General features: G+C 75.2%; 21 protein-coding genes. 7 read left to right on the top strand and 14 right to left on the bottom strand.

From position 1 onward, the window contains the following. The first annotated feature begins 75 nt into the window (after nucleotides 1–75). Entirely contained in the window at nucleotides 76–750 is a 675-nt protein-coding gene (gene snpA, locus IE265_RS25260; RefSeq protein ID WP_190037974.1) for a snapalysin, read from the top strand. 74 nt (nucleotides 751–824) lie between these two features. Here snpA and IE265_RS25255 read toward each other — a convergent pair whose 3' ends face one another. The 3 genes from IE265_RS25255 to IE265_RS25245 all read right to left on the bottom strand — a co-directional run bounded on the left by IE265_RS25255 (nucleotide 825) and on the right by IE265_RS25245 (nucleotide 3242). Then, complete coding sequence (locus IE265_RS25255; RefSeq protein WP_229916499.1) at nucleotides 825–1802, bottom strand: endonuclease/exonuclease/phosphatase family protein; 978 nt, start codon at nucleotides 1800–1802, stop codon at nucleotides 825–827. A gap of 170 nt (nucleotides 1803–1972) precedes the next feature. Next, nucleotides 1973–2389 carry a DUF7144 family membrane protein gene (locus IE265_RS25250; protein ID WP_190037972.1) on the bottom strand — a complete coding sequence of 139 codons (417 nt, stop codon included), beginning with the start codon at nucleotides 2387–2389 and terminating at the stop codon, nucleotides 1973–1975. A 76-nt stretch (nucleotides 2390–2465) separates the two neighbouring features. Continuing rightward, on the bottom strand, nucleotides 2466–3242 hold the full coding sequence (locus tag IE265_RS25245; RefSeq protein WP_190037971.1) for an alpha/beta fold hydrolase: 777 nt from the start codon (nucleotides 3240–3242) through the stop codon (nucleotides 2466–2468). Between the two features lie 194 nt (nucleotides 3243–3436). On the opposite strand from IE265_RS25245, the gene IE265_RS25240 reads away from it, so the two are divergent. After that, nucleotides 3437–4759: an aminotransferase-like domain-containing protein gene (locus IE265_RS25240; protein WP_190038055.1), complete on the top strand. Its 1323-nt coding sequence runs from the start codon at nucleotides 3437–3439 to the stop codon at nucleotides 4757–4759. Here IE265_RS25240 and IE265_RS25235 read toward each other — a convergent pair. From IE265_RS25235 to IE265_RS25220, 4 genes are all read right to left on the bottom strand, one after another. Further along, on the bottom strand, nucleotides 4674–5558 hold the full coding sequence (locus IE265_RS25235; RefSeq protein WP_190037970.1) for a hypothetical protein: 885 nt from the start codon (nucleotides 5556–5558) through the stop codon (nucleotides 4674–4676). The two genes, IE265_RS25240 and IE265_RS25235, sit on opposite strands and share 86 nt — an antisense overlap. Nucleotides 5559–5662: 104 nt before the next feature. Beyond that, on the bottom strand, nucleotides 5663–6514 hold the full coding sequence (locus IE265_RS25230; protein WP_190037969.1) for an ABC transporter permease: 852 nt from the start codon (nucleotides 6512–6514) through the stop codon (nucleotides 5663–5665). Continuing rightward, the gene (locus tag IE265_RS25225) at nucleotides 6511–7548 is read right to left on the bottom strand and encodes an ATP-binding cassette domain-containing protein (RefSeq protein ID WP_190037968.1); all 1038 of its coding nucleotides are present in this window, start codon (nucleotides 7546–7548) and stop codon (nucleotides 6511–6513) included. Before IE265_RS25225 ends, IE265_RS25230 begins: the two co-directional genes overlap by 4 nt. Before the next feature lie 1120 nt (nucleotides 7549–8668). Then, on the bottom strand, nucleotides 8669–9049 hold the full coding sequence (locus IE265_RS25220) for a hypothetical protein (protein ID WP_190037967.1): 381 nt from the start codon (nucleotides 9047–9049) through the stop codon (nucleotides 8669–8671). Between the two features lie 213 nt (nucleotides 9050–9262). Here IE265_RS25220 and IE265_RS25215 point away from each other — a divergent pair, with 213 nt between their 5' ends. Continuing rightward, the gene (locus IE265_RS25215) at nucleotides 9263–10444 is read left to right on the top strand and encodes a PP2C family protein-serine/threonine phosphatase (RefSeq protein WP_190037966.1); all 1182 of its coding nucleotides are present in this window, start codon (nucleotides 9263–9265) and stop codon (nucleotides 10442–10444) included. Between the two features lie 74 nt (nucleotides 10445–10518). Then, nucleotides 10519–12078: a hypothetical protein gene (locus IE265_RS25210; RefSeq protein ID WP_308434816.1), complete on the top strand. Its 1560-nt coding sequence runs from the start codon at nucleotides 10519–10521 to the stop codon at nucleotides 12076–12078. A 79-nt stretch (nucleotides 12079–12157) separates the two neighbouring features. Here the strand turns inward: IE265_RS25210 and IE265_RS25205 are convergent, their stop codons facing one another. Further along, on the bottom strand, nucleotides 12158–13501 hold the full coding sequence (locus IE265_RS25205; RefSeq protein WP_190037965.1) for a helix-turn-helix domain-containing protein: 1344 nt from the start codon (nucleotides 13499–13501) through the stop codon (nucleotides 12158–12160). Between the two features lie 546 nt (nucleotides 13502–14047). Between IE265_RS25205 and IE265_RS25200 the strand changes: the two genes are divergently transcribed. Then, on the top strand, nucleotides 14048–16210 hold the full coding sequence (locus IE265_RS25200) for a TerD family protein (protein WP_190037964.1): 2163 nt from the start codon (nucleotides 14048–14050) through the stop codon (nucleotides 16208–16210). Here the strand turns inward: IE265_RS25200 and IE265_RS25195 are convergent. Genes IE265_RS25195 through IE265_RS25180 form a run of 4 tightly spaced genes read right to left on the bottom strand, consistent with a single transcriptional unit; the run spans nucleotide 16196 to nucleotide 21807 of the window. Then, nucleotides 16196–18043: a SpoIIE family protein phosphatase gene (locus tag IE265_RS25195; RefSeq protein WP_190037963.1), complete on the bottom strand. Its 1848-nt coding sequence runs from the start codon at nucleotides 18041–18043 to the stop codon at nucleotides 16196–16198. The genes IE265_RS25200 and IE265_RS25195 overlap by 15 nt on opposite strands. Continuing rightward, nucleotides 18033–19745 (bottom strand): transglycosylase domain-containing protein, encoded by a 1713-nt coding sequence (locus IE265_RS25190; RefSeq protein ID WP_190037962.1) that lies wholly within the window; start codon nucleotides 19743–19745, stop codon nucleotides 18033–18035. Before IE265_RS25190 ends, IE265_RS25195 begins: the two co-directional genes overlap by 11 nt. Continuing rightward, a complete protein-coding gene (locus IE265_RS25185; protein WP_190037961.1) occupies nucleotides 19742–20833 on the bottom strand; it encodes a sigma factor-like helix-turn-helix DNA-binding protein in 1092 nt (363 codons plus the stop codon). The genes IE265_RS25190 and IE265_RS25185 overlap by 4 nt, the downstream gene beginning before the upstream one ends. A 2-nt stretch (nucleotides 20834–20835) precedes the next feature. Continuing rightward, on the bottom strand, nucleotides 20836–21807 hold the full coding sequence (locus IE265_RS25180; RefSeq protein WP_190037960.1) for a L,D-transpeptidase: 972 nt from the start codon (nucleotides 21805–21807) through the stop codon (nucleotides 20836–20838). Between the two features lie 116 nt (nucleotides 21808–21923). Between IE265_RS25180 and IE265_RS25175 the strand changes: the two genes are divergently transcribed. Together IE265_RS25175 and IE265_RS25170 are read left to right on the top strand one after the other, a co-directional pair. After that, entirely contained in the window at nucleotides 21924–22433 is a 510-nt protein-coding gene (locus tag IE265_RS25175) for a SigE family RNA polymerase sigma factor (protein ID WP_190037959.1), read from the top strand. Further along, nucleotides 22423–23196: a L,D-transpeptidase gene (locus tag IE265_RS25170; RefSeq protein WP_190037958.1), complete on the top strand. Its 774-nt coding sequence runs from the start codon at nucleotides 22423–22425 to the stop codon at nucleotides 23194–23196. Before IE265_RS25175 ends, IE265_RS25170 begins: the two co-directional genes overlap by 11 nt. Before the next feature lie 264 nt (nucleotides 23197–23460). Here the strand turns inward: IE265_RS25170 and IE265_RS25165 are convergent, their stop codons facing one another. Together IE265_RS25165 and IE265_RS25160 are read right to left on the bottom strand one after the other, a co-directional pair. Then, a complete protein-coding gene (locus tag IE265_RS25165; RefSeq protein WP_190037957.1) occupies nucleotides 23461–23889 on the bottom strand; it encodes a luciferase domain-containing protein in 429 nt (142 codons plus the stop codon). Between the two features lie 74 nt (nucleotides 23890–23963). After that, the gene (locus tag IE265_RS25160) at nucleotides 23964–24464 is read right to left on the bottom strand and encodes an SgcJ/EcaC family oxidoreductase (RefSeq protein WP_190037956.1); all 501 of its coding nucleotides are present in this window, start codon (nucleotides 24462–24464) and stop codon (nucleotides 23964–23966) included. Between the last annotated feature and the right edge of the window lie 33 nt (nucleotides 24465–24497).

Raw genomic sequence — 24497 nt, 5'->3', positions numbered from 1 at the left:
TGCCATCATCACAGCCGCCGCACAGGCGCCGAAACTCACCGGTGACGACTTCACCCCCCACTCAAGGAGTCATCGATGAGACCGTCCCTGCGTGTGTCCCCGCGCTCCCTGCCCCGCGCCGTGTCGGCCCTGGCCGGCCTCGGTCTGGCGGCAGGTGTGCTCGGCGCGGTTCCCGCCTCCGCCGCCCCCGCGGCGCAGGCCGCGCCCGTCGTCGGCTACCACGGGTCCGCCGAGGAGACCGAGGCCAACGAGGCCTTCTTCGACGCCGTGCTGACGTCGGTGGCCGAGAAGCGGGCGGCGAACCCCGGGGCCGCCGCCGTCACCGTGGTCTACAACGCCTCGGCGGCGCCGACCTTCAGCGCCCAGATAGCCCGCAGTACGCAGATCTGGAACAGCTCCGTCACCAACGTCAGGCTCCAGTCGGGGTCCAACGCCGACTTCACGTACCGCGAGGGCAACGACTCGCGGGGCTCGTACGCCTCCACGGACGGGCACGGACGCGGCTACATCTTCCTCGACTACGCCCAGAACCGGCGCTACAACTCCACGCGGGTCACCGCGCACGAGACCGGGCACGTGCTCGGGCTGCCCGACCACTACTCCGGACCGTGCAGCGAGCTGATGTCGGGCGGCGGGCCGGGCACGTCCTGCACCAACGCCAACCCCGACGCGCGCGAGCGGGCCCGGGTGAACCAGCTCTGGGTCAACGGGCTCGCGAAGGCGCTGGAGAAGGTGAACCAGGACCGCTAGGTCCCACGAACCGCACGACCCACCCCCCACCGGCGTGGGCCGCCCCTCCTGCACAGGGGCGGCCCACGCTGCTTTCACCGGCGCCGGTGCAGCGTCAGGTCGACGACCAGGGCCCGGTGGTCCGTGTCCGCCAGGTCGAGGAAGCGGGCGCGGCTCGCCGAGAAGTCCCGGGACACCAGGACGTGGTCGATCTGGGCGCCCAGGGGCGGGGCCGTCGCGGCGGGCCAGCTCGGGGTGCGGGCCGCCCCGGTGAGCCGGGCGGCGTCCTCGTACCCCGCGTCCAGGATGCGGCGGAAGGCGGCGTGGTCCTGGGTGGCGTTGAAGTCGCCGGCGAGGACGGTCGGGCGGGCCCGGTTCGCCGCCGCCCGGTCGCGCAGCGCGGACAGCTCCGAGCGCCAGGTCGACAGGTGCCCGGGGAGGGGAGGCATGGGGTGCGCGAGCTGGAGGCGGATCCGGTGGCCCCGCACGTCGGCCGTCGCGCCGGGCATGCCCATGGTGGCCGGGATGCCGGCTGCCGGATCGAGGGGGTGGCGGCTGAGGATGACGGAACCCTCGGAGCCCGCGCCGACGACCTCCTGCCGGTAGGGGTAGCCGCCGTCCCCGTCCCCGGAGAGGGTGCGCCGCAGTGTGTCGGCGCAGCCGTGGTCGCACTCCTGGACGAACACGATGTCCGGGTCCTGCCGGCCGATCGCCTCGACGAGCGGGTCGGTGGCCCGGCCGAACTCCACGTTCGAGGTCAGCACGCGCACCCGCGCGACGGCGGGACCCGGTGGCGCCGAGGTCTTCCCGTACGGCTCGATGAACCAGGCCACCGCGGCGAGGGTCGCCACTCCCCACACGAGGCCGGTGCGCCAGCGGGCGAGGGCGGCCAGCAGGAGGGCCGCGGCGGTCGGCGCGAGGAGCCAGGGGAGGAAGGCGAGGAGCTGCGGCACGGGCGTGACGGCGTCGGTGTCCGCGGCGCGGGAGCCGACGACGGCACCGACGCCGGTGAGCAGGAGCGCGGCGGCCGCGCGGACGGCCCGGGCGCGGCCCCGCCGCCGCGTGGGGAGCACGTCCCCCGTTCCCGCGCGCCCCGTGGACGCACCCGCCGCCGCGCTGCCCAAGTCCGTCCCTTTCGTCTGCCGGTTCCCCCGTGAGGACGGGAAACGGGGGGCGGGGGTTGCGAGCGGTGCCGGGTCGCGCCCCGGCACGGCCGGCCCGCGCCCCGCGCGGGTGCCCGCGTTCAGCGGGTCGCGCGCGGGGCGGCGATCAGCGCCCAGATCACGAAGACGGCCACGGCGATCGAGACGGTGGACCAGACGGGGGCGTACGGCAGGAACATGAAGTTCTCGACGAGGTACAGGGCGGCGAGCCCGACCCCGAAGGCACGGGCGGCGTCGAAGCCCTTCAGGATGCCGAGGCCGGTGAGGGCGACCAGCGCGCCGACCACCACGTGGATCCAGCCCCAGCCGGTGAGGCCGAGCGAGTAGACGTAGTCCCCGACGGGCTCGTAGACGTCGTCCCCCGCGATGCCGGCGATGCCGTTGAGGACGTCGAGCACGCCGCCGACCGTCATCAGGACGCCGGCGAACGCCGTCCCCGCGTTGGCCCATACGGAACGGGCCGGGAGCGGTTCCCCGGTGGTGCTGCGCGGGGTCATGGTGCCTCCTCACGGGTCAAGCGCATGGTCGCCCGCCCCGGCCGCCCGCGCATCCCGGGGACGCGGACGGGCGTACTCACAGACCCTCCAGCAGTCCCGCGAGTGCCGCGTCGAACTCCTCGGGCCGCTCCAGGTTCGGCAGATGGGCCGCCCGCGCGACGACCCGGAGCACGGAGCCCTCGATCGCCTCGTGCATGGCGCGGGCCTCCGCCACCGGGGTGTACGTGTCGTCCTCGCCCACCACGACCAGCGCGGGCACCGCGACACGGGTCAGCAGCGCGCGGTAGTCGGGGCGTTCGGCGCGGCCCCGCAGCGCCGCCGCCGCGCCCTCCGGGGGCGCGCCCGTCATCATGCGGTGGACGTGCGCCGCCACGGCCGGATCGGCGTACGGCGCGACCATCCGGTACAGGACCTCGTCCGCGTACGGGCCCATGCCCTCGCGCAGGAGCCGGTCCGCCGCCGCGTTGCGGGCCGCCCGGCCCGCCGGGGTCTCCGCCGCCGGGAAGGTGTCCGCCAGCACCAGCGCCCGGATCCGCTCCGGGAACCGGGCGTAGCACTCCATGGCGATCTGGCCGCCCATGGACAGTCCGGCCAGGGCGAACGCGCCGACCCCGAGGTCGTCGAGGAGCGCCGCGATGTCGTCGGCGAACACGGAGAGCGGGGTGACTCCGGGGACCACCGGGGAGGCGCCGTAGCCCCGCAGGTCCGGGACGATCACCCGGCGCCCGGGGGCGAACGCGGCGACCTGCGGGGCCCACATCGTGCGGTCGAAGGGATGGCCGTGGATCAGGACGAGGGGCAGCGCGTCGGAGGAACGCACCCCTTTGTCCTCGAATGCGAGGAAGGGAGCCATGGAACGGACCCTAGGACGGCCCAACTGCTCGGTGCAATAAAATCTTTGCTCTCGGTGCAATGCGGGAAGACGCCGAACGACACGGAAAGACGCCGAACGACACGGAAAGACGCCGAACGACACGGGAAGACGCCGAACGACACGGGAAGACGCCGAACGACACGGGAAGACGTGGGAAGAGGGGCGGGATGGACGTGGCGGACTACCGGCGGATCGCCGACCGGCTGGCCGAGGAGATCCTCTCGGGGCGGCTCGAAGCGGGTCAGCGGCTGCCCCCGCAGCGGGTGTTCGCCCGCCGGCGGCGCATCGCGGTCTCCACGGCGGGGCGCGTGTACGGCGAACTCGTGCGGCGCGGTCTCGTCGTCGGCGAGGTCGGGCGGGGCACGTTCGTGCGGGCCTCGCCGGTGCCGTCGGGGCGGGCCCTCGCCGAGGCCGCGACGACCGCCACCGTCAACCTGGAGCTCAACTACCCCACCGTCGAGGGGCAGGAGGAACTGCTCGCGGAGGGACTCGCGCCGCTGCTGCGGCCCGGCGCTCTGGGCGAGGCGACCCGGACCGTCCCCGCCGCCGGGACCCCGGAGGCACGCGCCGCGGCCGCCGGGCTGCTGGCCGGTCCGGGCTGGCGGCCCGCCCCGGAGCGGCTGCTGTTCGCCGGGAACGCGCGCCAGGCCGTCGCGGGCCTGCTCGCCGCGCTGGTGCGCCCCGGCGGGCGCGTCGGGGTGGAGGCGCTGACGTACCCGCTGGTCAAGGACATCGCGGAGCGGATCGGCCGCACGCTCGTGCCACTCGCGACCGACGAGGAGGGGCTGCGGCCCGACGCCGTCGCCGCCGCCCACCGGGCCGCGCCGCTCTCCGCCGTGTACTGCCAGCCGACGCTGCACAACCCGACCTCGGCGACGATGGGGGACGCCCGCAGGCGCGCTCTCGCGGAGGTGGTCCGGGAGGCGGACCTGCCGGTCGTGGAGGACCGCGTCTGGTCCTTCCTCCACGAGGGCGGCGTGCCGCTCGCCGCGTACGCCCCCGAGCGCGTCCACGTGGTCGACGGGCTGTCCAAGCGGGTGGCGCCCGGACTGACCGTCGGCTTCCTGGTCGTGCCCGAGGGGCGGGCCGAGCCGGCCGAACGCGCCCTGCGCGCGGGCGGGTGGACGGCGGGACGGTTCGCGCTGGAGGCGGGGACGCGATGGATCCGGGACGGCACCGTCGAACGGCTCGCCGGGCGCAAGCGGGCCGACGCGGCCCGGCGGCAGCGACTGGTCGCGGAGCACCTGGGAGCCTTCACGGTCCGGGCCGACCCGGGCGCGTACTACGCCTGGTGGGAGCTGCCCGCGCCGTGGCGCGCGGACACCTTCACGGCGGCCGCCGCCGCGCAGGGCGTCGCCGTCACGCCCGGGCCCGCCTTCGCGGTGGGCCCCGGGGGCGCCCCGGACGCCGTCAGGCTCGGGCTCGCGTCCGTTCCGGTGCCGGTGCTGGGGAGGGCCCTGCGGACGCTGCGCGACGTCGCGCGCGCCACTCCGTGAGCCAGGTCGCCGCGGCCACGGTGAGGCCGAGGGCGAGGATGAACCAGGCGGCCGTCAGCAGGGTGGCCGTGAGGGCGTCGTAGACCGCGCCCGCCGCCGCCCGCGAGACGTGCGGCGGCAGCCCGGCGAGGGTCAGACGGCGGCCGACGACGGTGGCGAGGGCCAGCAGGGCGGCGCCCAGGGCCATCCCGAGGGCGGTGGCCGTGACGGCCCGCCGGCGGCGGACCGCCAGGAGGATGCCGCCGAAGGCCAGGGCGACCGCCGCGACGGGCAGCCAGAAACCCGCGAACTCCAGCATGTGGAACCCCTTCCGGAGCGTGGTCAGCTCCCGGGCGTCGAGGACCGTGATCTCCGTGTGCGCGACGGGGATGCGGTCCGCCAGCGGCACCCGGTCGTCGGTGAGCCGGGTGCGCAACTGCTCGGTGACGGGCGCGAGGTCGAGCGTGACCGCGCCGTCGCGCCCGCTGCGCAGTGCCCGCAGGACGGCGTCGTGCGCCGTGCGGTTCGCCGTGCTCCAGGCGGCGCGGAAGGCCTCCGTACCGGTGAAGGACCGGACCGCCCTGCGGACGTACGCGCGGACCTCGCCCTCCAGCGAGCCGACCCGGACCTCGCGCATGATGCCGTCCGTGACCGTGTCGGTGACCGCGCCCCGCACGTCGGGTCCCGCGGCGAGCGGCGCCACCGCGGCCACGTACCGCCCGGTGTCGCCGATCTCGTACGTCGCCCACGCCGAGAGGCCGCCCAGCGGCCAGAGGACGCAGGCGAGCACGATCAGCACCGCCGAGAGGACTTTCCGCACCCCTCAAGCAGGGCCCCCGGCCGCGCCCCCCGCCATCGGGGCACGGCCGGGTGGACGCATCCGGAGGCGGGACTCCAGTCCTGCGGGGGACGCACCCGGGGCTGCTACTTGCGGTTGTAGAGCCGCATCGTCACCGGTCCGAAGACCGCGATCAGCAGGGCGGCCCAGCCCAGCGACCAGGCGATCTCCATGCTCGGCCAGGAACCCTGCATCAGCCCGCGCACGGCGGCGGCCACATGGGTGACCGGGTTGTTGTTGACGAAGGCCTGGAGCCATCCCGGCATCGTCTCGGGGCGCACGAAGATGTCGCTGAGGAAGGTCAGCGGGAACAGCACCATCATGCTCACGCCCATGACCGACTTCTCCGTGCGCAGCAGCAGGCCGAACATCGTCCACACCCAGGAGAAGGCGAACGAGAAGACCAGGAGCAGGAGCACCCCGGCCGCCACCCCCATGAAGCCGCCGTCGGGCCGGAAGCCCATCAGCAGGCCCACCGCGAGCATCACGATCGACGCGATCGTGTAGCGCAGCGCGTCCCCGAGCAGATAGCCGACCATCGTCGAGGGGCGCCAGATCGGCAGCGAGCGGAAGCGGTCGAAGACGCCCTTCTCGATGTCCGTGTTGACCGAGACGCCCGTGTACATCGTGATCATGACGACGGACATCACCAGGATGCCCGGCAGCAGGTACTGGAGGTACTGCGTCGGGGAGCCCGCCAGGGCCCCTCCGAAGAGGTACGTGTACATCAGCACCATCATGATCGGGAACGCCGTCACGTCGAAGAGCTGCTCGGGCACGTGCTTGATCTTGAGCATCGCCCGCCAGCCGAACGTGAGGGACGTCCGCAGCGCGTTGGGGCGCGGCGGCCTCTCCCCGGCGACGAGCAGCCGGGCCAGGCTCTCGGCGTGGACCGGGGCCGGCTCCGCCGTCTCGGCGGTCGTGGTCGTGGCGCTCATGCCGTGGCCTCCTTCGTCTGCTCCGCCGGGGAGGTCGCCCCGGTGTGCTCGTGCTTTCCGGTGAGGGCCAGGAACACCTCGTCCAGACTCGGCTGGCCCAGCGAGAAGTTGTCGACCGTGATGCCCGCGCGCGCCAGCTCGGCGAGGGCGCGGGACGCCTTCTCGGCGACGGCGCCGCCGTCGCCCGAGTCGTTGCCCACCCGGGCCGTCAGCGCCACCGGGTCCGGCTCCGGCTCGACCTCGGCGTCCAGGGCCCGGCGCAGCAGGCGTTCGGCCTCCGGCCGCCGGTGCGCGTCCCGCAGCCGTACGTGCACGGCTCCCGCGCCGACCGACGCCTTGAGCTCGCCCTTGGTGCCCTCGGCGATGACCCTGCCCTTGTCGATGACGGCGATCCGGGACGCCAACTGGTCCGCCTCGTCCAGGTACTGGGTCGTCAGCAGCACCGTCGTCCCCTGCGCGACGACGGCCCGGACGATCTCCCAGACCTGGTTGCGGCTGCGCGGGTCCAGACCCGTCGTCGGCTCGTCGAGGAAGAGCAGGTCCGGGGTGTTGAGGATGGACGCGGCGATGTCGATGCGGCGCCGCATCCCTCCCGAGTAGTTCTTGACCTGGCGGTCCGCGGCCTCCGCCAGCCCGAAGGCGTCCAGGAGCTGTCCGGCGCGGTCGTACGAGGCCTTCTTGGAGTGGCCGGTCAGCCGGGCCAGCAGGACGAGGTTCTCGGTGCCCGTGAGGTCCTCGTCCACCGAGGCGTACTGGCCGGTCAGGCTCACCCGGCTCCTCACGGTGTCCGCCTCCCGTACGACGTCGTGGCCGAAGACATGGGCCTCTCCGCCGTCGGGGCGCAGCAGGGTGGCCAGCATGCGTACGGTCGTGGTCTTGCCCGCCCCGTTCGGACCGAGCAGGCCGTACACGGTGCCCGCCTCGATCCGCAGGTCCACGCCGTCGACCGCGCGGTTGTCGCCGAAGGTCTTCACCAGGCCCGCCGTCTCGATGGCCGGCCCCGACCAGGGGCCGGTGCGGTTGCTGCTCGTCATGTCGGTCCGCCCATCCGCTTCGTTCTCGTGGTCGGCCGTCGCCGGCCGTGACTGCTGTCGTGCTCCCGCGAGGTCCTCCGGCGCCGCTTCCGCGTCCCCTCGGGCCCGTCCGCCGCCCCGGGGGGGGGGCCGCGGGGCCGGGCCCGTTCCCCCGGCAGTGCCCGGGTCGTGGTCCTCGACCGGTCTGGAGGTGCAGACCTCCGGCGGCGCGGGAACTCATCGGCGGAACGGCGGGGAATCCGTGCGGGCCCTGTCCTCCGGGCCCGTGGGGGCCGCGCTCCCGGTCCGTACGGGTCGCCCCACCGGGCCCGCACGGCCGCGGTACGGGGTTCCGCGGACCCGCGCCGCCGGATGCTCGGGTGCGCTCGCGTCCGCCGGGGCCTGCGGGTCGGGTCCCGCGTCCTGCGGGCTCTTGCGGGTCGGGTCCCGGGCTTCCGCGGGTCGTGCCCCCGGTGCGTACTGGGGCCGGCGCACGGCCCGTGCGGTCGGGTCGGCGGGCCGGTACGAGCCGGGTCCCGAGGCCCGTACGGTCGGGTCGACGGGCTCGTACGAGCCGGGTCCCGAGGCCCGTACGGTCGGGTCGACGGGCTCGTACGAGCCGGGTCGCGGGGTTCGTACGAGCCGGGTCCCGAGGCCCGTACGGGACGGGTCGCGGGGTTCGTACGAGCCGGGTCCCGAGGTCCGTACGGGACGCGTCGCGGGGTTCGTGCGGGACGTGGTGCCGGGCTCCGCGGGGCGGGCCGGCCGGTGCCGTGCGGGCCGGGGCCTGCGGGCCTCCGGTGGAGGGTTCCCCCGAACGGGTGTTTCCTGGTTCTGGGGAGAGCAGGCCGGCCGGACACGGTCCCCCGGCCCCGCGCTCCCCCAGGAACCGCCAGGCGGCGGCGCTGCCACGCCGCTCCGGCCCCGGTGTGCGGGCCCGGAGGGCGGCGGTTCCCCAGACGCCTCGGGTTCGGGCCGGGAGTGGGTGCCCGGCAGGCGGAGAACCCGGGGAACGGGTGGTCCGGGACGGGGAGTTGTGGGTGGTTCCCGGACCGTCCGTACGATTCCGGGGCCCCGGCTTGGGGGCCGGGGCCCCGGAACCGCGTAGGGGGTCCGGGAACCGTCACAGGTCGTGCGGCGGTCAGGCCTCGTGTGTGTAGGAGCGGTAGAACACCACCCCGCCCACGCTCGCCCCCACCAGGCAGGCCAGGGCCGCCGACTTCACGACCGAGGCGTCGGTGAGGCTGTAGATGAAGCCGAACGCGCAGCCCGCGAACGCCGCCCACGCGAAGGCGCGCAGTTCGCGCGGCAGTCGTGGGGAGACGGCCCGGACGGCCTGGAAGCCCACGGCGAAGGCGATCGCCGTGACGAAGCCCAGCAGGACGTTCCAGCCGGTGATCGGGCCGGCGTCGCGGCCGATGGCCGCGGCCCACAGGCCGTAGACGATGGCGCCCAGCACGGGCGCCGCCAGCCGGGAGACGGCGGGCGTACGGGTGGATGACGCGGGTGCCGCATGAGCCATGACAGCACTCCTCTCTCCTTGTTTCCCTGCCTTCCAGGGCACACCCGGGGGAACGCGCGGGCAACTCGGTGGGGGCCGCCGCGGCCCGTCCGCGCGGCGGCCCGGAGCGCGGCCCGGTGTGCGGCCCGCACACCGGGCCGCAGGGCCGCACGGAGCGCGTGAGCTGCCGCTTCCCGGCGTGCGGCCCCCGGCGGGCCGTGCTTCGCTGAGCGGGTGAGCGGCCACGACGTCGCCGGTGACGGCACGCGTGGGCGTGCCCAGCGGCAGCACCCCCTGCGCGTACGTGGGCGCAGCGTCGCCTGGCTGCCCCCGCTGGTGCTGCTCCTCGCGATCGCGACGATCGACTGGAACAGCTCGGGGGAGTTCAGGATCATCTCCTGGATCGTCCTGGTGCCCGGCATCGCGGCGGCCATCTGCGGAGTGCGGGGCACGGCCGTCTTCGCCGTGCTGGCGCTCCTCACGTACATCGAGATGGACAACGCCTGGCCGCACCAGTACCAGTCCGGGCTCCCCGACTTCATCCTCGTCGCCGTCGGCGGGGCGCTGGCCACCCTGGCCTGCGCGGTGCGGGTGCGCGGCGAGCGGCGGATGCTGCACATGCGGGACGTCGCCGACACCACGCGGCGCACCGTGCTGCGGCCGCTGCCCACGCCGTGGGCCGGTCTGGAGCACGCGGCCGTGTACCTGGCGGCCGACAGCGAGGCCCGCGTCGGCGGCGACTTCTACGACATCCAGCCGGGCCCGCACGGCACGAGGGTCCTGCTGGGCGATGTGCAGGGCAAGGGCCTGCCCGCGGTCGAGACGGCGGCCGCGCTGCTCGGCACGTTCCGGGAGTCCGCCTACCACGAGGCGTCTCTGGCGGTGGTCGCCGAACGGCTGGAGATCCGGATGGGCCGCCACCGGAAGTACCTGGAGGACCTCGCCGAACAGGACTCGGACAGCGCCCGGGGCGTCGAGCGCTTCGCGACCGCCGTCCTCGTCGCCTTCCCGCTGCCCGGCGCCCCCGGCGGCCGGGTCGAGGTCGTCAACTTCGGCCACGAACCGCCGCTGGTGGCGGGCTCCGCGGGGGTGCGCGCGCTGCCGCCCGGTGACGGCCTGCCGCTGGGGCTCGGGTCGCTGGCCAGGTCGGGGCCGGGCCTGCCGCCGGTCCGCCCGGTGGTCCTGGGAGCCGACGAGACGCTGCTCATGTTCACCGACGGGGTGACCGAGGCCCGGGACGCCGAGGGCGTCTTCTTCCCGCTGCACGAACGGGTGGCGCTCGCGGTCTCGACCGACCCCGCGTCCGCGCACCCCCGGCGGCTGGTCGAACTGGTCCGTGACGGCACCCTGCGCCACAGCGCCGGACGCCTCGGGGACGACACCACGATCTTCGCGGTGCGCCGGGTCCGGGAGTGACCGGGCGGCCGCCGGCCGCCGCCCGGTCACCGGCGGACACCCCCCTTTGCAGCCGCACCCGTTACGGTGCTGCCGTGGTGATCGAGGGGGAGGAGACGACGGCCATGCCCGGAACCGTGCTGCTGATCGCGGCGTCGCCGGTGGGCAGGGGGTGCCTGGTGGACGCCGCGTCGGTGCTCCCCGTGCTCGCGGCGGTGGCGCCCTCCGTGCTCGCGGGCACGGAGACGGCGAACGTCGTCGAACTCGCCGACCCGCTGGAACCCCAGGCCGTCCTGACCAGGCTGCGGGCCGCCGCGACCGCGCCCGGACCGCTCACCGTCTTCCTGACGGGCCAGCTCCAGCTCGACCGCCGCCAGCGGCTGCCGCACCTCGCGCTCGCCCGCACGACCCCGGCGACCGTCCGCTACACGGGCTTCCCCTGGCACTGGATTCCCGAGGAACTCCGGCTGCGCGCCCCCGGCAGTACGACCCTCCTGGTCGACCTGCACGCCGACGCGGAGGCCTGGCGGCACCTGGTCGCCCGGCCGCTCGGCGCCGGGCCCGGCACCCGGCTGTTCGGCCGGGTGGCCCCGCCTCCCCCGCGCCGCTCGGTGGCGGCCCCCGCGTACATGAGGGCGCTGGCCACGTTGTTGCGCAGTGGTCTGCGCCCGCCCCTGGCGGACCTCCACGAGCAGGCGCTGGCCCGCTCGACCGCGGAGGAGCCCGGGGCCGCCCGCCGCGATCTCGTGCTGGCGGTGGACCCGGCCGCGCCGCCGCCCGGACCGTTCGCGGTGCCGGGCCGGCCCCCGGCCCCGTTCGCGCCCGTGACCGCCCCGGTCCCGGTGCCGGGCCCCGGCTCCGTGCCCGCACCCGGCCCCGCGGCCGTGCCCGCGCCGGAGCCGGCCGCGGCGCCCGCCCCGGTCCCGGCCGCCGTCCCGCCCACGGCGCCGCGTGTCCCGGCGGTCGGGACCGCCCACGCGAAGGCTGCCGGGCCCGCCCACACGACGACGCCCGGTCCGGCGGCCGCGTTCCTGCCCTCACCGGCGCAGGCGCCCGTCCCCGATCCGCCCGCGGCGCACCCTGCCCCCGACCTCGACCCGCCCGCGGCGCACACCGCCGCGGTCCGGCCCAGGGCGCACCCCGTCGTCCCCGCGCCGGTGTCCGAGCCGGTGCCGATCGAACCGGCGCTGGTGCGGGTGCCCGAACCCGAACCCGAGCCGGGGCGCGTGCCTTCCGACCCGCACGCCGAGATCAGTGCCGCCGTCGAGGGCGGCCGGCACGACGAGGCCGACGCGTTGGCCGAGCGGTGGGAGCGGGCCGCGCGCGGCGAAGGGGGACCGGGGGCCGGCGGGGCCGTCCACTGGATGGAGGTGCGGGCCGACCTGGCCATGCTCGCGGGCGACGCCGAGCGCAGCTGCCGGACCTGGCTCGCGGTGGCCGACGCGCGGCTGGCGGCCGGGCAGGCCCCGGACGCCCCCGGCGTCGAGGCGGCAGTCGACCGGGCCCACCACCAGTGGGGCCGGATCGGCGACGCGGCGCGGGCCCGCGAGCTGGGGGTGGCGCTGGCCGCTCTGCGCCGACGCGTCCCGGGCCGCACGCGGGGGGCCCTGGACGACGTCCGGCGCCACCTCGACCGGCTGGGGACCCGGGTGTGACCCGGGTCCGCCACTCCCGGGTCCGCCACTCCCGGGGCGCGCGGCCGCCGAGGTGGCAAGGACCCGTGCCGGGGGACGCTCAGAGCGGCGGGTGCGCCGGTGCCGGGCCGAGGGTCGTGGTGCCCGGCGCGGTCCGGTGGCCGAGGCCCGTGCGGTAGGCGTCCAGCGCCGCCTCGATCCGCCCCGTGCGTCTGAGCAGGTCGCCCAGCAGCCGGCAGAGGTCGGCGAGGTCGCCCGCCGCGCCCGCCCGTTCGAGCAGGCTCAGCGCGCGGACGTAGTGCTCCTCGGCCGTCTCCGTGTCCCGGGCGTGCTCCGCGATGATCCCGAGCAGCCGGTGGGCGGCAGCGGAATGGACCGCGCCGCGCTCGGAGTTCAGGTCGCCGAGGACGTCGTGCAGCAGGGCCGCCGCCTCGTCCGACTTGCCCCTCCGGTGCAGGACGTCCGCCAGCTCCACGGCGACCTGGCTGGTGTAGAGCGCGGCCCGCTTGGCGGACAGCATCGCCTGGGCCTCGCGCAGTTCGCTCTCCGCGCGCTCCATGTCGCCGTTCTGGGCGTGGAGGTACCCGCGCATCCAGTGGCAGTTGGCGAGTTCCGTACGGATCTGGAGCTGCCGGTACAGCTCCGCGGCCTTCCCCAGCGAGACGTCGGCCTCGGCGATCCGGCCCTCCGCGATCATCGTGCGGGCGACGGACCGGTGCATTCGGGCCACCAGCGCGGGATCGCCGACCTGCGGGGCCAGTGTCAGGGCGAGTTCCGCGGCCTGGGCGGCCCGCGCGTGAGCCCCCATGTCCATGTACGGGGCGATCACCGCCGTGTACAGCAGCAGCAGCGCGTCCGGGTCGTGCAGCCCGCCCCGGTTCAGCTCGTCGAGCGCCGACTCCAGCAGGTAGCAGGCGTACCGGAGTTCGCCCGCCAAGTAGTGCGAGACGGCCCGGCCGCGCAGCGCGGGCACCCGCACCGGCAGCGGCTCGTCCGCGAGGCGCTGCTCGGACTGCTCGAAGCGCAGCCGTGCCGTGGCCAGGTCACCGGTGTCCAGAGCGCACTCGCCGAGTCCCAGCAGGGCGGCGGCGCACTCGGCGTCGAGGCCGTTCGCCTCGGCCTCCGCGAGCAGCGCGGTGTACTGCTCGGCGGCGACCTCCGCCTCGCCCGTCGCCAGCGTCCGCTGGGCGTCGGTGAGCCGCAGCCGCAGGTCCGTGGCGAGGTGGGCGGGCCGGCCGGTGGCCAGCTCGTCGTACGCGACTCCGAGGCGCTGGGCGATGTGCCGCAGCGCCTCCTCGGAGGGCCTTACCCGGCCCGCCTCCAGCGTGGAGACGTACGCGGGTGTGTAGGCGGGTTCCGCCAACTGCTTCTGTGTCAGCCCGCGTTCCGTACGCAGTTGCTGCACTCTGCGCCCGATGATTCCCGGGTCGTCGCGCTCGGCCATGGCGTAAGCATGCCAGTAAGCCGACTTACACCCGCGGGGTATCCAACTTCCGTCACGTAACAGCTCACTTGGCGCGCGCGGTGCGGCCGCCGAGTGGCTGAACTGCACTCTTGCCCCGGAGCCGAACTCGTCCTAGGTTAAGCGGCGCGTTAAGCGCACGATGACGCCGACTTAATACGCTGGCCTACGTTGACGATGCGAGGTTGCCGCCGTGATCCGACGCATTGCCGCGCGTTACCTCCCCGCTCGCTACGTGGCGGCCCTGGGTGCCGCGGTGATCGCCGTGGCCGCCCTGGTCAGCGCCGCGGCCGCCGGCCCGCACTAGCGCGGCCCGCGCCCTCGCGAGCCTGTCCTCCACACCCTCGCGCACCACGCCCTGCGCCCCTCGGCGGTCGGCCGGGGTATGCCGTTCCGGACCTGCGCCCCCGGTTCCGTCGCTACAGTTCCCCCAGATGCGCTGGGTGTCCGGCGCGTCACACATTGCGACGAACGGGCCGCTCGGGGATGCCCTGTGCGGCGGTGCATCCGGGGGGCCTCGTGCACGAGATGGTCAAGGGATCCAACGTCGGGCTCGCCTCGCTGAGCGAGGACGTGGGCTCGGTGATGGTGAGCCTGGGCTGGAGCAGTCCGACGGGCGAGGGGGACGCGGACGTGTCCGTGCTGTTGCTGGCGGCGGACGGCAGGGTCCGCAGCGACGCGGACTTCTACTTCTACAACAACCCCGTGGCGGCGGACGGTTCGGTGCACCTGCTGGGCAAGACGCCCACGGCGAACGGCAGCGAGGACCGCATCACCTTCGACCTGACGGCGATCCCCGCGGACGTGGAGCAGGTCGTCGTGGCCGCCAGCCGCTACAACGGAGCCCGGTTCGGCGACTTCGACGACGTCCGGATGACGCTCGCCGACGGCTCGGGGGAGAGCCTGCTCCGGTTCTCCATCGAGGACGCCGGGGCGGTCGGTGCCCTGCTCTTCGGCGAGTTCTACCGGCGTTCCGGGGACTGGCGGTTCCGCGCCATCGGACAGGGGTACGAGGCGGGGCTCGCCGGTCTCGCGCAGGACTACGGCGTCGACATCGACGACGACGCGGAGGAGGCGGAAGCAGCGGCTCCGCAGCCGGAGGGCCCGGCCCGGGCCGGGTACGCGGCGCCGGAGGCGGCATCCGCGGTGGAGGCCGCGGCCCCGCCCCTGACCGCGTCACGACCTGCGCCCGCACCCGCGTCGGCCCCGGTACCCGCGCCGGCGGTCGTGGCGGCGCCCGCCCCCGTCGCCGCGGCTCCACTGCCCGCCGCGGCCGCAGCGACAGCCGCGGTCTCCGCCCCGGCTCCCGCTTGCGCCCCTGCCGCACCCGCCGACCGGGAAGGCGGCGGGCCGTCCACCCCGGCCTCCGCGGCGGTGCCCCGCCCCAGGACCGCCAAGAAGAAGGTCACGCTGCCCAAGGTGGCGAGGAAGTCCCTCGCCGACAACGACACCTGGCGGGCCGCCCGGCTCTTCCCGGTGTCCGCGCTCAAGAACGACCGGGACCGGGAGACACGGGCGACCTCCGTGCTGCTGTCCGTGATGGCCCAGGTGCCGGAGTTCGGCAGGCGGCTCACCGCGGCGTTCGGCGCCCCCGCGGGACGGACCGAGACGTTCACGGAGGTCTCGCTGCCGAACGGCAACTCCCCGCGCAGGCCCGACGGGGTGATCCGCGTCGAGCGCGCCGGCAAGCTGTGGACCGCGCTGGTCGAGACGAAGACCAACGGCAACCCCCTCAAGTCCGAACAGGTGCAGGCGTACGTGGACATCGCGGCCCGGCGCGGATACGAGGCGGTGGTCACCCTCTCCAACGACGTGGAGCTGGAGGGCAGCCCGCTGGTGGAGGTGAAGGTGGACGGCCGCCGCAAGCACAAGGTGGCGCTCAGGCACCTGTCGTGGGCCGACGTCACCCACCAGGCCCGGATGCTGATCCGCCACGAGGGAGTGGGCAACGCCGCGCACGCCTGGCTGCTCCAGGAACTCCTGCACTACCTCCAGCACGAGAACTCCGGCTGCCACGGATTCCAGAACATGGGTCCGGCCTGGGTGCCCGTGCGCAACGGGATCGACGACGAGACCCTGTGCCAGGGCGACCGGCGGGCCGTCGACGTCGTCGAGAGCTGGGAGCGGCTCGTCCGGCAGGTGTGCCTGCGGCTCGGCGGTGAACTCGGGCAGAAGGTGCTGCCCGTCCAGCGGACGAAGCGCGGAACCGGCCCGAGCGAGCGCCGGGCCGAACTCGCCGACCGGCTCTGCCTGGCGGGCCGGCTGGACTCGGAACTCCGTATCGAGGGCAGCTCCGGCATCCTCGCCCTCGGCGCCGACCTGCGCACCGGCAAGCTTCGTACGTCCATCGGGATCGCCGCCCCCGAACAGGGCTCCCCGCTCACCTGGGCCAAGCGGCTGGTCCGCGACCTCTCGGACGCCCCGGCCGACCTGCACGTGGAGACGCTGCTAGCCGACGGGGCTGCGGGACCGCGCGGCACCCTGGAGCGGCTGCGGCGCGAACCGGGCGACATCCTCCCAAGGGACAACGCCGCGATCAGCGGGTTCCGGCTCTCCCTGTTCCGGGGCATGGGCAACACCCGGGGCAATGCCGAGTCCGGGTTCATCCGCAGCGTCGACGAGGCCGTGGACCGCTTCCACGACCACGTGGTCGTGCACCTCGACCGCCGTATCGGCTCAGTACGGCGGTGAGCCCGGCCAGTTGACCCAGCCCGCGGGGAGCCGGCTGGTGTCGTCCCGGTCCGAGCCGGGGGCCCTGGTGCGGGCCAGCAGGACGGCGACGTCGTCCTCGGAGGTCGACGGGTCGAGGTGGCTGATGACCGTGTCCAGGAGTGCCGGGAGCGGCTCCCCGGGGGCGAGGGGGAGCGTGGCGAAGGTGCGCAGGCCGGTCTCGATGTCGCGGTCGCGGCGTTCGACCAGGCCGTCGGTGCACAGCACGAGCAGCGACCCCGGCGGGAGCGGCACGGTGGTGGCCGAGAACGAGCCGAGGCCGACGCCCAGCGGCGGGGCGACGGGCAGGTTGAGCAGGGTGCGGGTGCCGTCGGGGGTGACGAGCAGCGGCGGTACGTGCCCCGCGTTGGAGAACGTGACGCGTTCCTGACGCGGGTCGAGGAGCGCGAGCAGGCAGGTGGCCACCCGGTCCAGCTCCAGGGTGAGGGCGGTGCGTTCGGCCTGGAGCAGGATGAAGTCGGGGCTGCTGCCCTGGATGGCCAGCGTGCGCAGCACCGAGCGGTACTCGCTCATCGCGGCCGCGGCCCGGATGCCGTGGCCCATGACGTCCCCCACCACCAGCAGCGTGCGGTCGTGCGGCAGCGCGAGGGTGTCGAACCAGTCGCCCCCCACCTCCGCCCCCGACCCCGCCGGGAGGTAGCGGCCCAGGGTCTCCACGCCCGGTCCTGTGACCGTGGGCGCGTTCAGGAACGCGCGCTGCATCTCCAGGGCCGTCTCGTGCTCGCGGGTGAAGCGGACCGCGTGGGCGATGCCCGTCGCGGCCCGGTCGGTGAGGTCGCCGAGCAGCCCGGTGTCCTCCGCCGTGAGCGGGGGCGAGTCGCCGACCCGGAAGACCATCACCGCGCCCACCAGGTCGTCACGGACCGCGAGGGGCAGGTAGATCCCCGAGTTCGCGCCCATCTGGAGGTAGTGCTCCTCCCCGCCGGACGACGGCGAGAACTGCCGCATCGCCTCGTCGTCGGGGTGGCTGAGGACGAGCGGGCTCCGGTCGGCCAGCACATGGGCCATGGGGGAGCCGGCCCGGTGCACGACGAACTCGCCGAGCCGGCCCATCCGGGACGTCGTCTCGGTCAGTTCGGGCGTCGTGGACAGCGCGATGCGGCGCAGCCTCAGCGGATAGCGCTCGGACGGGACCCGGGGGGTGCCCTCGGGGTCGACCACGTCCACCGCCGCGTAGTCCGCGAAGCGGGGGACGAGCAGGTCGGCGAGCGCCTGGCAGGCCCTTCCGAGGTCGAGCGTCGAGCCGGTGCTGCGGTTCGCCTCGTCGAGCAGCGCCATCCGGTTCCCGGCCCGTACGAGGTGCTCGCGGCCGCGCAGCGCCTCCGTGACCTCCAGGACGACACCGGCGACACCGAGGACCTCGCCGGACTCGTTGTCCAGCCGGTGGTACGCGCCCAGCCACCACCGCTTGTCCGGCGAGTCGACCGCCGGGGTCTGCCCGCCGACGGTGATGACCTGCGGCGCCCCGGTCCGCAGCACCTGGCCGAGGAGCTGCTCGGAGGACTCCAGGTCCGGCAGGATGTCCCGCAGCCTGCGGCCGAGGTGGTCCTCGGCGGGGAGGCCGTTGAGACGGGCGAGCGCGTCGTTGATGTACAGGTACCGCAGCTCGCTGTCCAGGACGGCGACGCCCGCCGGGCAGCCGTCCAGGAGCTGCCGGGTGAGCGTCAGCTCCGCGAGCAGCCGCTCCGCGTGCTCCTGGACGCCCTCGGAGCGCCGCACGGCCTCCGAGAGCGCCGCCAGGTCCGCCGGGGTGAGCAGGATGGGCGGCTGGGGCTGGACCTGGTCACCGGACACCACTCAACGGCACCACGGCACCGTCCCGCCCGCCACCCGGCGGGGTCCTCCCGGGGACGGCGGAACCGGCCGCCGCCCCGGGGACACCCGTCAGCCGCCACAGGTCCGAGGCCTCCCGTACCGCGTACTCGGCGGGACCGAGCCGGCCGGTGAGGCCCGCGACCCGGGCGGGTCGCCCGTTCCGCTCGGCGAACAGGGCGACGGTGAGCGCGAGCCGGGACGAGTAGAGGTGCTGCCAGACCGTGCGCGTGCCCGGACCGCTGCCCGCCCCCGCCGTGTGCGCGGTCGGCTCGCCGTCCTCGGCGGCGGAAGGTCCCGCCGCCGAGGACGGACCGCGCAGCAGACCGGTGATCACCGCGGCCTCCTTCTCGTGCAGCACCGTCCTGGTCGACGGGCGAGTGGTGTGGACGGTCCGGCCGCCGCGGGTGATCCTCGTGACGGTGTACGGGGCCGCGTAGCCGCCCCCGGCCGCCACCGCCGCGTACGCGGAGTTCAGCCGTACGGGAGTGGGCGCGCTCTCGCGCGGCAGACCGGCCAGCGGACCGCCGGGCCTGACGGCCGCGGAGGTGAACGGTTCGAGGGCGGTGCCCGCCTCGACGGCCCCGTCCACGGCGTCGTTGAACGGCTGGTGGGCGTAGTCAGCGCCGCCGTACAGCACCCGGACCGCGCCGTCGCCCGGGACCGTCGCGACGACCGCGGTGTGCAGCCGGGCGGCCTTCCCGCCGCCCGCGGGCGTACGGTCGCGCACCAGCTCCGCCGTCGCGTCCTGGAGCGAGAGGTCGAACGTGGTGCGCACGGTGTAGCCGCCGCGCGCCAGCTGGTCCTGCGTGATGCCGAGCCGGTCGGCGGCCTCCTCGGCGGCCACGTCGATCAGATACTGCCGCCGGCCGTCCGTGGCACCCGGCGGATAGAAGCGGAACGCCGGGAAGCGGGCCGCCGCGCGCTGCCGCGCGCCGATCGCGCCCGAGTCCTCCATCGCGTCGAGCACCCACGCCCAGCGCCGCTCCAGTGTCCTGGTCACCTTCGCGTCGGAGCCCGCCCGCTCGTAGTACGAGGGGATGTTGACGAGGGCTGCGAGGGCCGCGCCCTGGGAGACCGACAGGTCCCGTGCCCCGACCCCGAAGTAGTTCCGCGCGGCCGATTCGACACCGGCGGCGCCGCGGCCGAAGTAGACCGTGTTGAGGTAGCCCTCCAGGATCTCGTCCTTGGACCGTGTGCGGTCCAGCTTCACGGCGATGAGCGCCTCGCGGGCCTTGCGTTCCAGCGACTGCTCGGGGCTGAGCAGGGCGTTCTTCACGTACTGCTGGGTGATCGTCGACCCGCCCTGCCGCTCGCCGCCCGTCACGGCCGCGAGCGCGGCCCGCAGGACCGCGGTGGGCGCGACTCCCGAGTCGGTGCGGAAGGAGCGGTTCTCGGCGGCGATCACCGCGTCCTGGACGTGCCGCGGCACCTGCTTCAGCGGGACGTCCTGGCGGTCGACCGGGCCGCGCCGGCCCAGGTAGTCGCCCTCCGAGTCGACGAACACCGTGCTCTGGCTGACGGTCTCGGGGTGCGGCTCGGGGATGCCGGTCAGGCGGTACGCGACGACGACGGCCGCGCAGGCCGCGACGGCCAGCGACAGCAGGGCGGCGAGGACGCGGCGGACCAGCCGCGGCCTGATGCGGCGCAGATGGGTGCGCAGTGCGCGCAGGCGGGCGCTCACGGGGAGCCGCCCGTGCGCGCCAGGATCTCGCCGGAGACGCCGTAGGCCGTCACGGTCGCCCCGCCCGACGGCCCCTCGGACTGCCGGACCGGGGCGTCCACGTACCAGGCCGACCAGCCGGGGCTGCCCGCGAGTGTCACGACGCGCGCGGTGAACGTCCCTTCGCGCGTGGCGAGTTCGACGCGGGACGGTTCACGCGGGCTCCGCAGGACGCCGGTGAGGAAGCGGTGCCTCCCGGCGGCCGGCCCCGACCGCAGGGTCAGGGTGGCCTCCGCCCGTCTCCCGCCGGCCGGCTGGAACCGGTCCGGCCGCCGCGGCGCCGACCAGTGCGTGCCCTCCCTCGTGAGCCAGAGTTCGACCCCCGGCGCGGCGCCGACGTGCTCGCCGGGCGTCACGACGCGGACCGTCGTCCGAGCGACGGGAACGGCCTCCCGCCCGGCCCCGTCGGCCCCGCCGCGCACGGCTCCCAGTACCGGCGGCGTCAGGAGCAGGGCGCCCGCCGTCACCAGCAGGGCCGAGGCGCGCCTGCGCAGCCGTCGGTGGACGCGGTCCGCCGTGCGGAGGAAGGGCACGGGGAGCGGGCGGGACACCGGCGGGCTCCCGGGGAGGGCGGTGCCGGTGTAGGCGGGGTGGGCCCGCAGGGCCTTCACGGCCCGCCGCGCGTGCGCTCTGACCGCGCCGGGCGAGCAGACCAGGAGCGCGGCCGTCTCGCGGAGGGACAGGCCGTCCCAGTGGTGCAGGACGGCCACCGCCCGGCGCCGGGGCGGCAGGCCGGCCAGCACCTCGGTCAGCGGGTCGAGCGGATCGGGGGTGTACGCCACCGGGGCGCGTCCGGGGCGCCCGACGGGCAGCCGACGACGGCGGGCCCGGCGCAGGTGCCCCCGGACGAGGGCCCGCCGCACGTAGAACTCCGCGTCGTCCGCCGGGATCCGGCGCCGCCGCGCGTACACCCGCGCCAGCGCCGCCCGGGCCAGCCGTTCGGCCGCGTCGCCCCGGCCCTCGCCACGGTCCCCCGTGAGCAGTCGGGCGGTACGTACGGCGCGCGGCCAGAACTCCGCGGCGAGGGCGGTGAATTCGTCTTCGTCCATGGTCAGTCGAGCGCGCTGCCCGCTCGCCAGTCCTTCCAGCTCAGGTTCCAGCCGCCGTAGCCGTTGCCGGCGTCGACGGTCTCCGTGGAGCCGGTGACGCGGACGACGTCACCGGGTATCACCTCGTCGTAGAACCGCCGCGCGGTGCCGTCCGTCGCGAGGCCCACGCAGCCGTGCGTGACGTTCCGCCGGCCGGCGTACGTGTTCGCCTTCGGGTTCTGGTGGAGGTAGGTGCCCGAGGTGGTGAGGTGCACGGCGTAGTCGTAGTAGCCCGCGTACGCGTCCCCGTAGCCCACCGTGCGGGAGTCCATGAACACCCGTCGCTGCTTGTCCAGGACGACCATCGTGCCGTTCCAGGTGTCCATGCCGGGGGCGCCCGCGGTGATGGGGACGGTGCGCTTCTCGCCGCCCTTGTCGACCGTCATCGTGTGGGAGCGCACGTCGACGGTGGCGACGAGGGAGCGTCCGACGGTGAAGTGCCGGGTGATTCCCGCGCCGGCGCGGACGGTGACCTCGGTTCCGGGAGCCCAGTGTTCGCGCGGCCGGAAGTCGACGCGCTGTCCGTCGTGCAGGTTGCGGTCCCGGACCCAGCTCCACGAACCGCGCACACCCGCCGCCGTCACCTTCAACTGCCTTTCCACATCGGCCCTCTCGCCCGCGGGCACGGGTCTGTCGAAGGTGACGGAGACGGGCATCCCCACGCCGACGGTCTGACCCTCGGCGATGTTGACCCGTATCCCGTCGAGTGTCCTGGGCGGAGTCGCCGTGGGCTTCGGGGTCGGGCTCGTGACCGGCCGGTCCGTGTCCCGCGGCCCGGTCTCCCGCGGCTGCGGCGTCCCCCCGGCCGCCTGCGCCGTGCAGCCGGTGAGGGCGAGGACGGCGAGGGCCGCCGCGATCCCGGCCCGGCCGTGGCGCGGTCTGCGTCCGGCCCTGTCCCTGCGCCCGCCGATGACGGCTCCGGTCCCCGTGGTCATGGTCGTCCCCCTGGTCTGTGCTTCGATGTACGCGGCGTACGGGACCTGTACGCACGGCGGAGGCACCCGGGTTGCACGGGAGTTCGCGAAGATTCGGCGGGGGCGTGGCGGGGGGTATGACCGAGGAAGAGTTCGACACGTTCTACGCCGCCGCGTTCCCGCGGCTGACCGGCCAGCTCTACGCCTTCACCGGTGACCACGGGGAGGCGCAGGACGTGGTCCAGGAGGCGTTCGTACGCGCCTGGGACCGGCGGCGCGAGTTCCTGGCCGACGGGGCGCCCGAGGCGTGGATACGCACGGTCGCGATGCGGCTCGCGGTGAGCCGCTGGCGCCGGGCCCGCCGCTGGCTGGAACTGGTGCGGCGCAATCCGCCGCCGGAGCACACGCCCGGGCCGGGTCCCGAACGCGCGGTGCTCGTGGGGGCGTTGCGGGAACTGCCCGAGGCGCAGCGGATGGCAGTCGTTCTGCACCATCTGTGCGACTTGAGCGTCGAGCAGGTAGCCTCCGAAACCGGTGCGCCCGTGGGGACGGTCAAGGCCCGGTTGTCCCGTGGCCGGGCGGCTCTGGCACGGCGGCTGGGCGAGGCCGACGAACTGGGTGAGAGGGAGGACGACCGTGTCCGGTGAACCCACGCCCGGCCTGCCCCGGGAGTCCTCCGACGCCGGACTGACCGCCGCGCTGCGCGAACTGGCCCAGGAGCACGAGACACCGGTGCCGGTGCCCGGCGCGGAGATCCGCCGTCGCGCGGTGCGCCGCAGGGGACGCAGGCAGCTCTCGCTGGCCGCCGCCGGCGCCACCGCGGCGGGTGCCCTGGCCCTGGTCCTGGCGGTGGTCCTCGACGGCGGCGAGGAGACCGGGTCCGTTCCGCCCGCCGCGAGTCACGGGGTGTCCACGCCCGCGCCGACGACTCCCGCCGCGGACGGACCGAGCGCGGTCGCGGCGGTCACGGTCGACCTCGCCCGGCGTGAACTGACCTTCGACGGACGCAGCCTGCCGATCTCGTCGGGCGGGTACAAGACGCCCACCCCGACGGGGGCGATGACGGTCACAGCCAAGGCCGAGTCGAGCCCGCTGCCGGGTGGCGCGGTGGGCATCGAGGGCGGCTACGACGTGAAGGGGTCGTGGGTGATGGAGCTGCGGACCCCCGACGACCGTTCGACGTATCTCGTCGCGCTCACCTGGGACGAGAAGGCGCCCGGCAACTACGACCACACCGGCGGCGTGATCGGGCTGCGGTCCGGCGACGCGATGTGGCTGTACAAGCAGTTGAGGCTCGGCGCGGTGGTGGACGTGGTGGGAACGGCCCCGCCCGAGCCGACGGGGACGGCGGGCTCGGGGGAGCCCCCGACGGCGACGGGCTCCGGCGGGGCGGACGCCACCGGCCCTTGAGGCACCCCGCGGCCCGGACCGAGGGATCGGCGCCCCGGCCGTCGCGGCCCGGTCCGGAGGGCACCCGCGCGGCCCGGACTCCCGTCCGCCGTAGGGCCGTTCACGGACTGTACGGCCGTGACCTGCCCACCATGGGACGTCATCGGGCCCGAAGCGCCCCGCGGCCCGGCGGCCCGTACTCCCGTCCGCCGCCCCCCCATCCGCCGCCCCCCGCCACCCGCCACCCGCGGTCCGGGCGCGTCCGGCGGCCGGCCGGGCGCCGTGTCAGTGGCCGGGCGCCAGGAGGCGTTCCACCACCCTGCGGGCCGCGCCGCCCGGCCGCGGTCCGGGGGCGGCCGGCGGGCGCTCCCAGTCGCACGGCGGCGACGGGCGCCGCAGCGGCATCGCGCCGTCCTCCTTGAGCGCGACGCTCACCAGCCCGAGCAGCAACTGCACGTCGGCGTCGCAGTCGAGGAGCACGGTCACCCAGGAGGCGCCCTGCCGGACCCTTATGGCGCTGGCGTGCTGGAGTTGGGGGAGGAGCCGTTCGACCGCAGGACGGGTGAGATAGAGGTCGGCGGAATCGTCGGAATGGAAATGGACGATCTCGTGTCCTCGCGATGCGAAGGCTTGCCCGACGGTGCACCGGGGCGGGCCACTTACCAGGTTCGGCCAGGTCTCCAGGAGAGCCATGGCGCGATGGGCCGCGGTCATAACCCCATACTCGCGCACGCTTCACCTGCAGTACCAGACCTCGCCACCTCCGACTACGCCCCCCGCACGGCCGGTTACACGTCCAGTACCTCGGTGTTCTGGCAGGCGGTGAGCAGCCAGCGCCCGTCCTCCCGGGCGATCACGTACAGCGGGCTGCCCTCGGGCTGCCCGTCGACCGGGCCTCCGCCGGGTGCCGTGTACCGCTGGCGGACCTTCACGGCGGCCACGTCCGGCCGGACGAACAGCACGTGCGTGACCTCGTAGGTGGGCAACGCGCCCTTCATGGCGCCCGGCAGCACCCGGTGCGTGAACTCGGAGATCGCGTCCCGGCCGATCAGCCGCCTGCCGTGCCCGGTGGTCCAGATCGCGTCCTCGCGGAACAGGCTCACGAACTCGTCGGAATCCTCGGTCCGTTGGGCGTGCTGGACGGCGGCGACGACCTGCCGGACGGCCTCGATGTCGGCCGCGCGGTCCGCCCCGTCCGTGCCGCCGGTGCCGCCGGTGCCGTGCGTGCCGTGCTTGCCGGGCGGGTTGTGCGCGCCGCCCGTTCCCGTGCTGTCCGCCGTGATGTCCATGGGGCCAGTCTCGGACCTCCAGTGGACTTGAGG

Source organism: Streptomyces fructofermentans (genome assembly GCF_014651055.1).
Taxonomy (GTDB): domain Bacteria; phylum Actinomycetota; class Actinomycetes; order Streptomycetales; family Streptomycetaceae; genus Streptomyces; species Streptomyces fructofermentans.
Note: the sequence above shows the minus strand (reverse complement) of the source record. Positions and strands in the feature narration are given on the sequence as shown.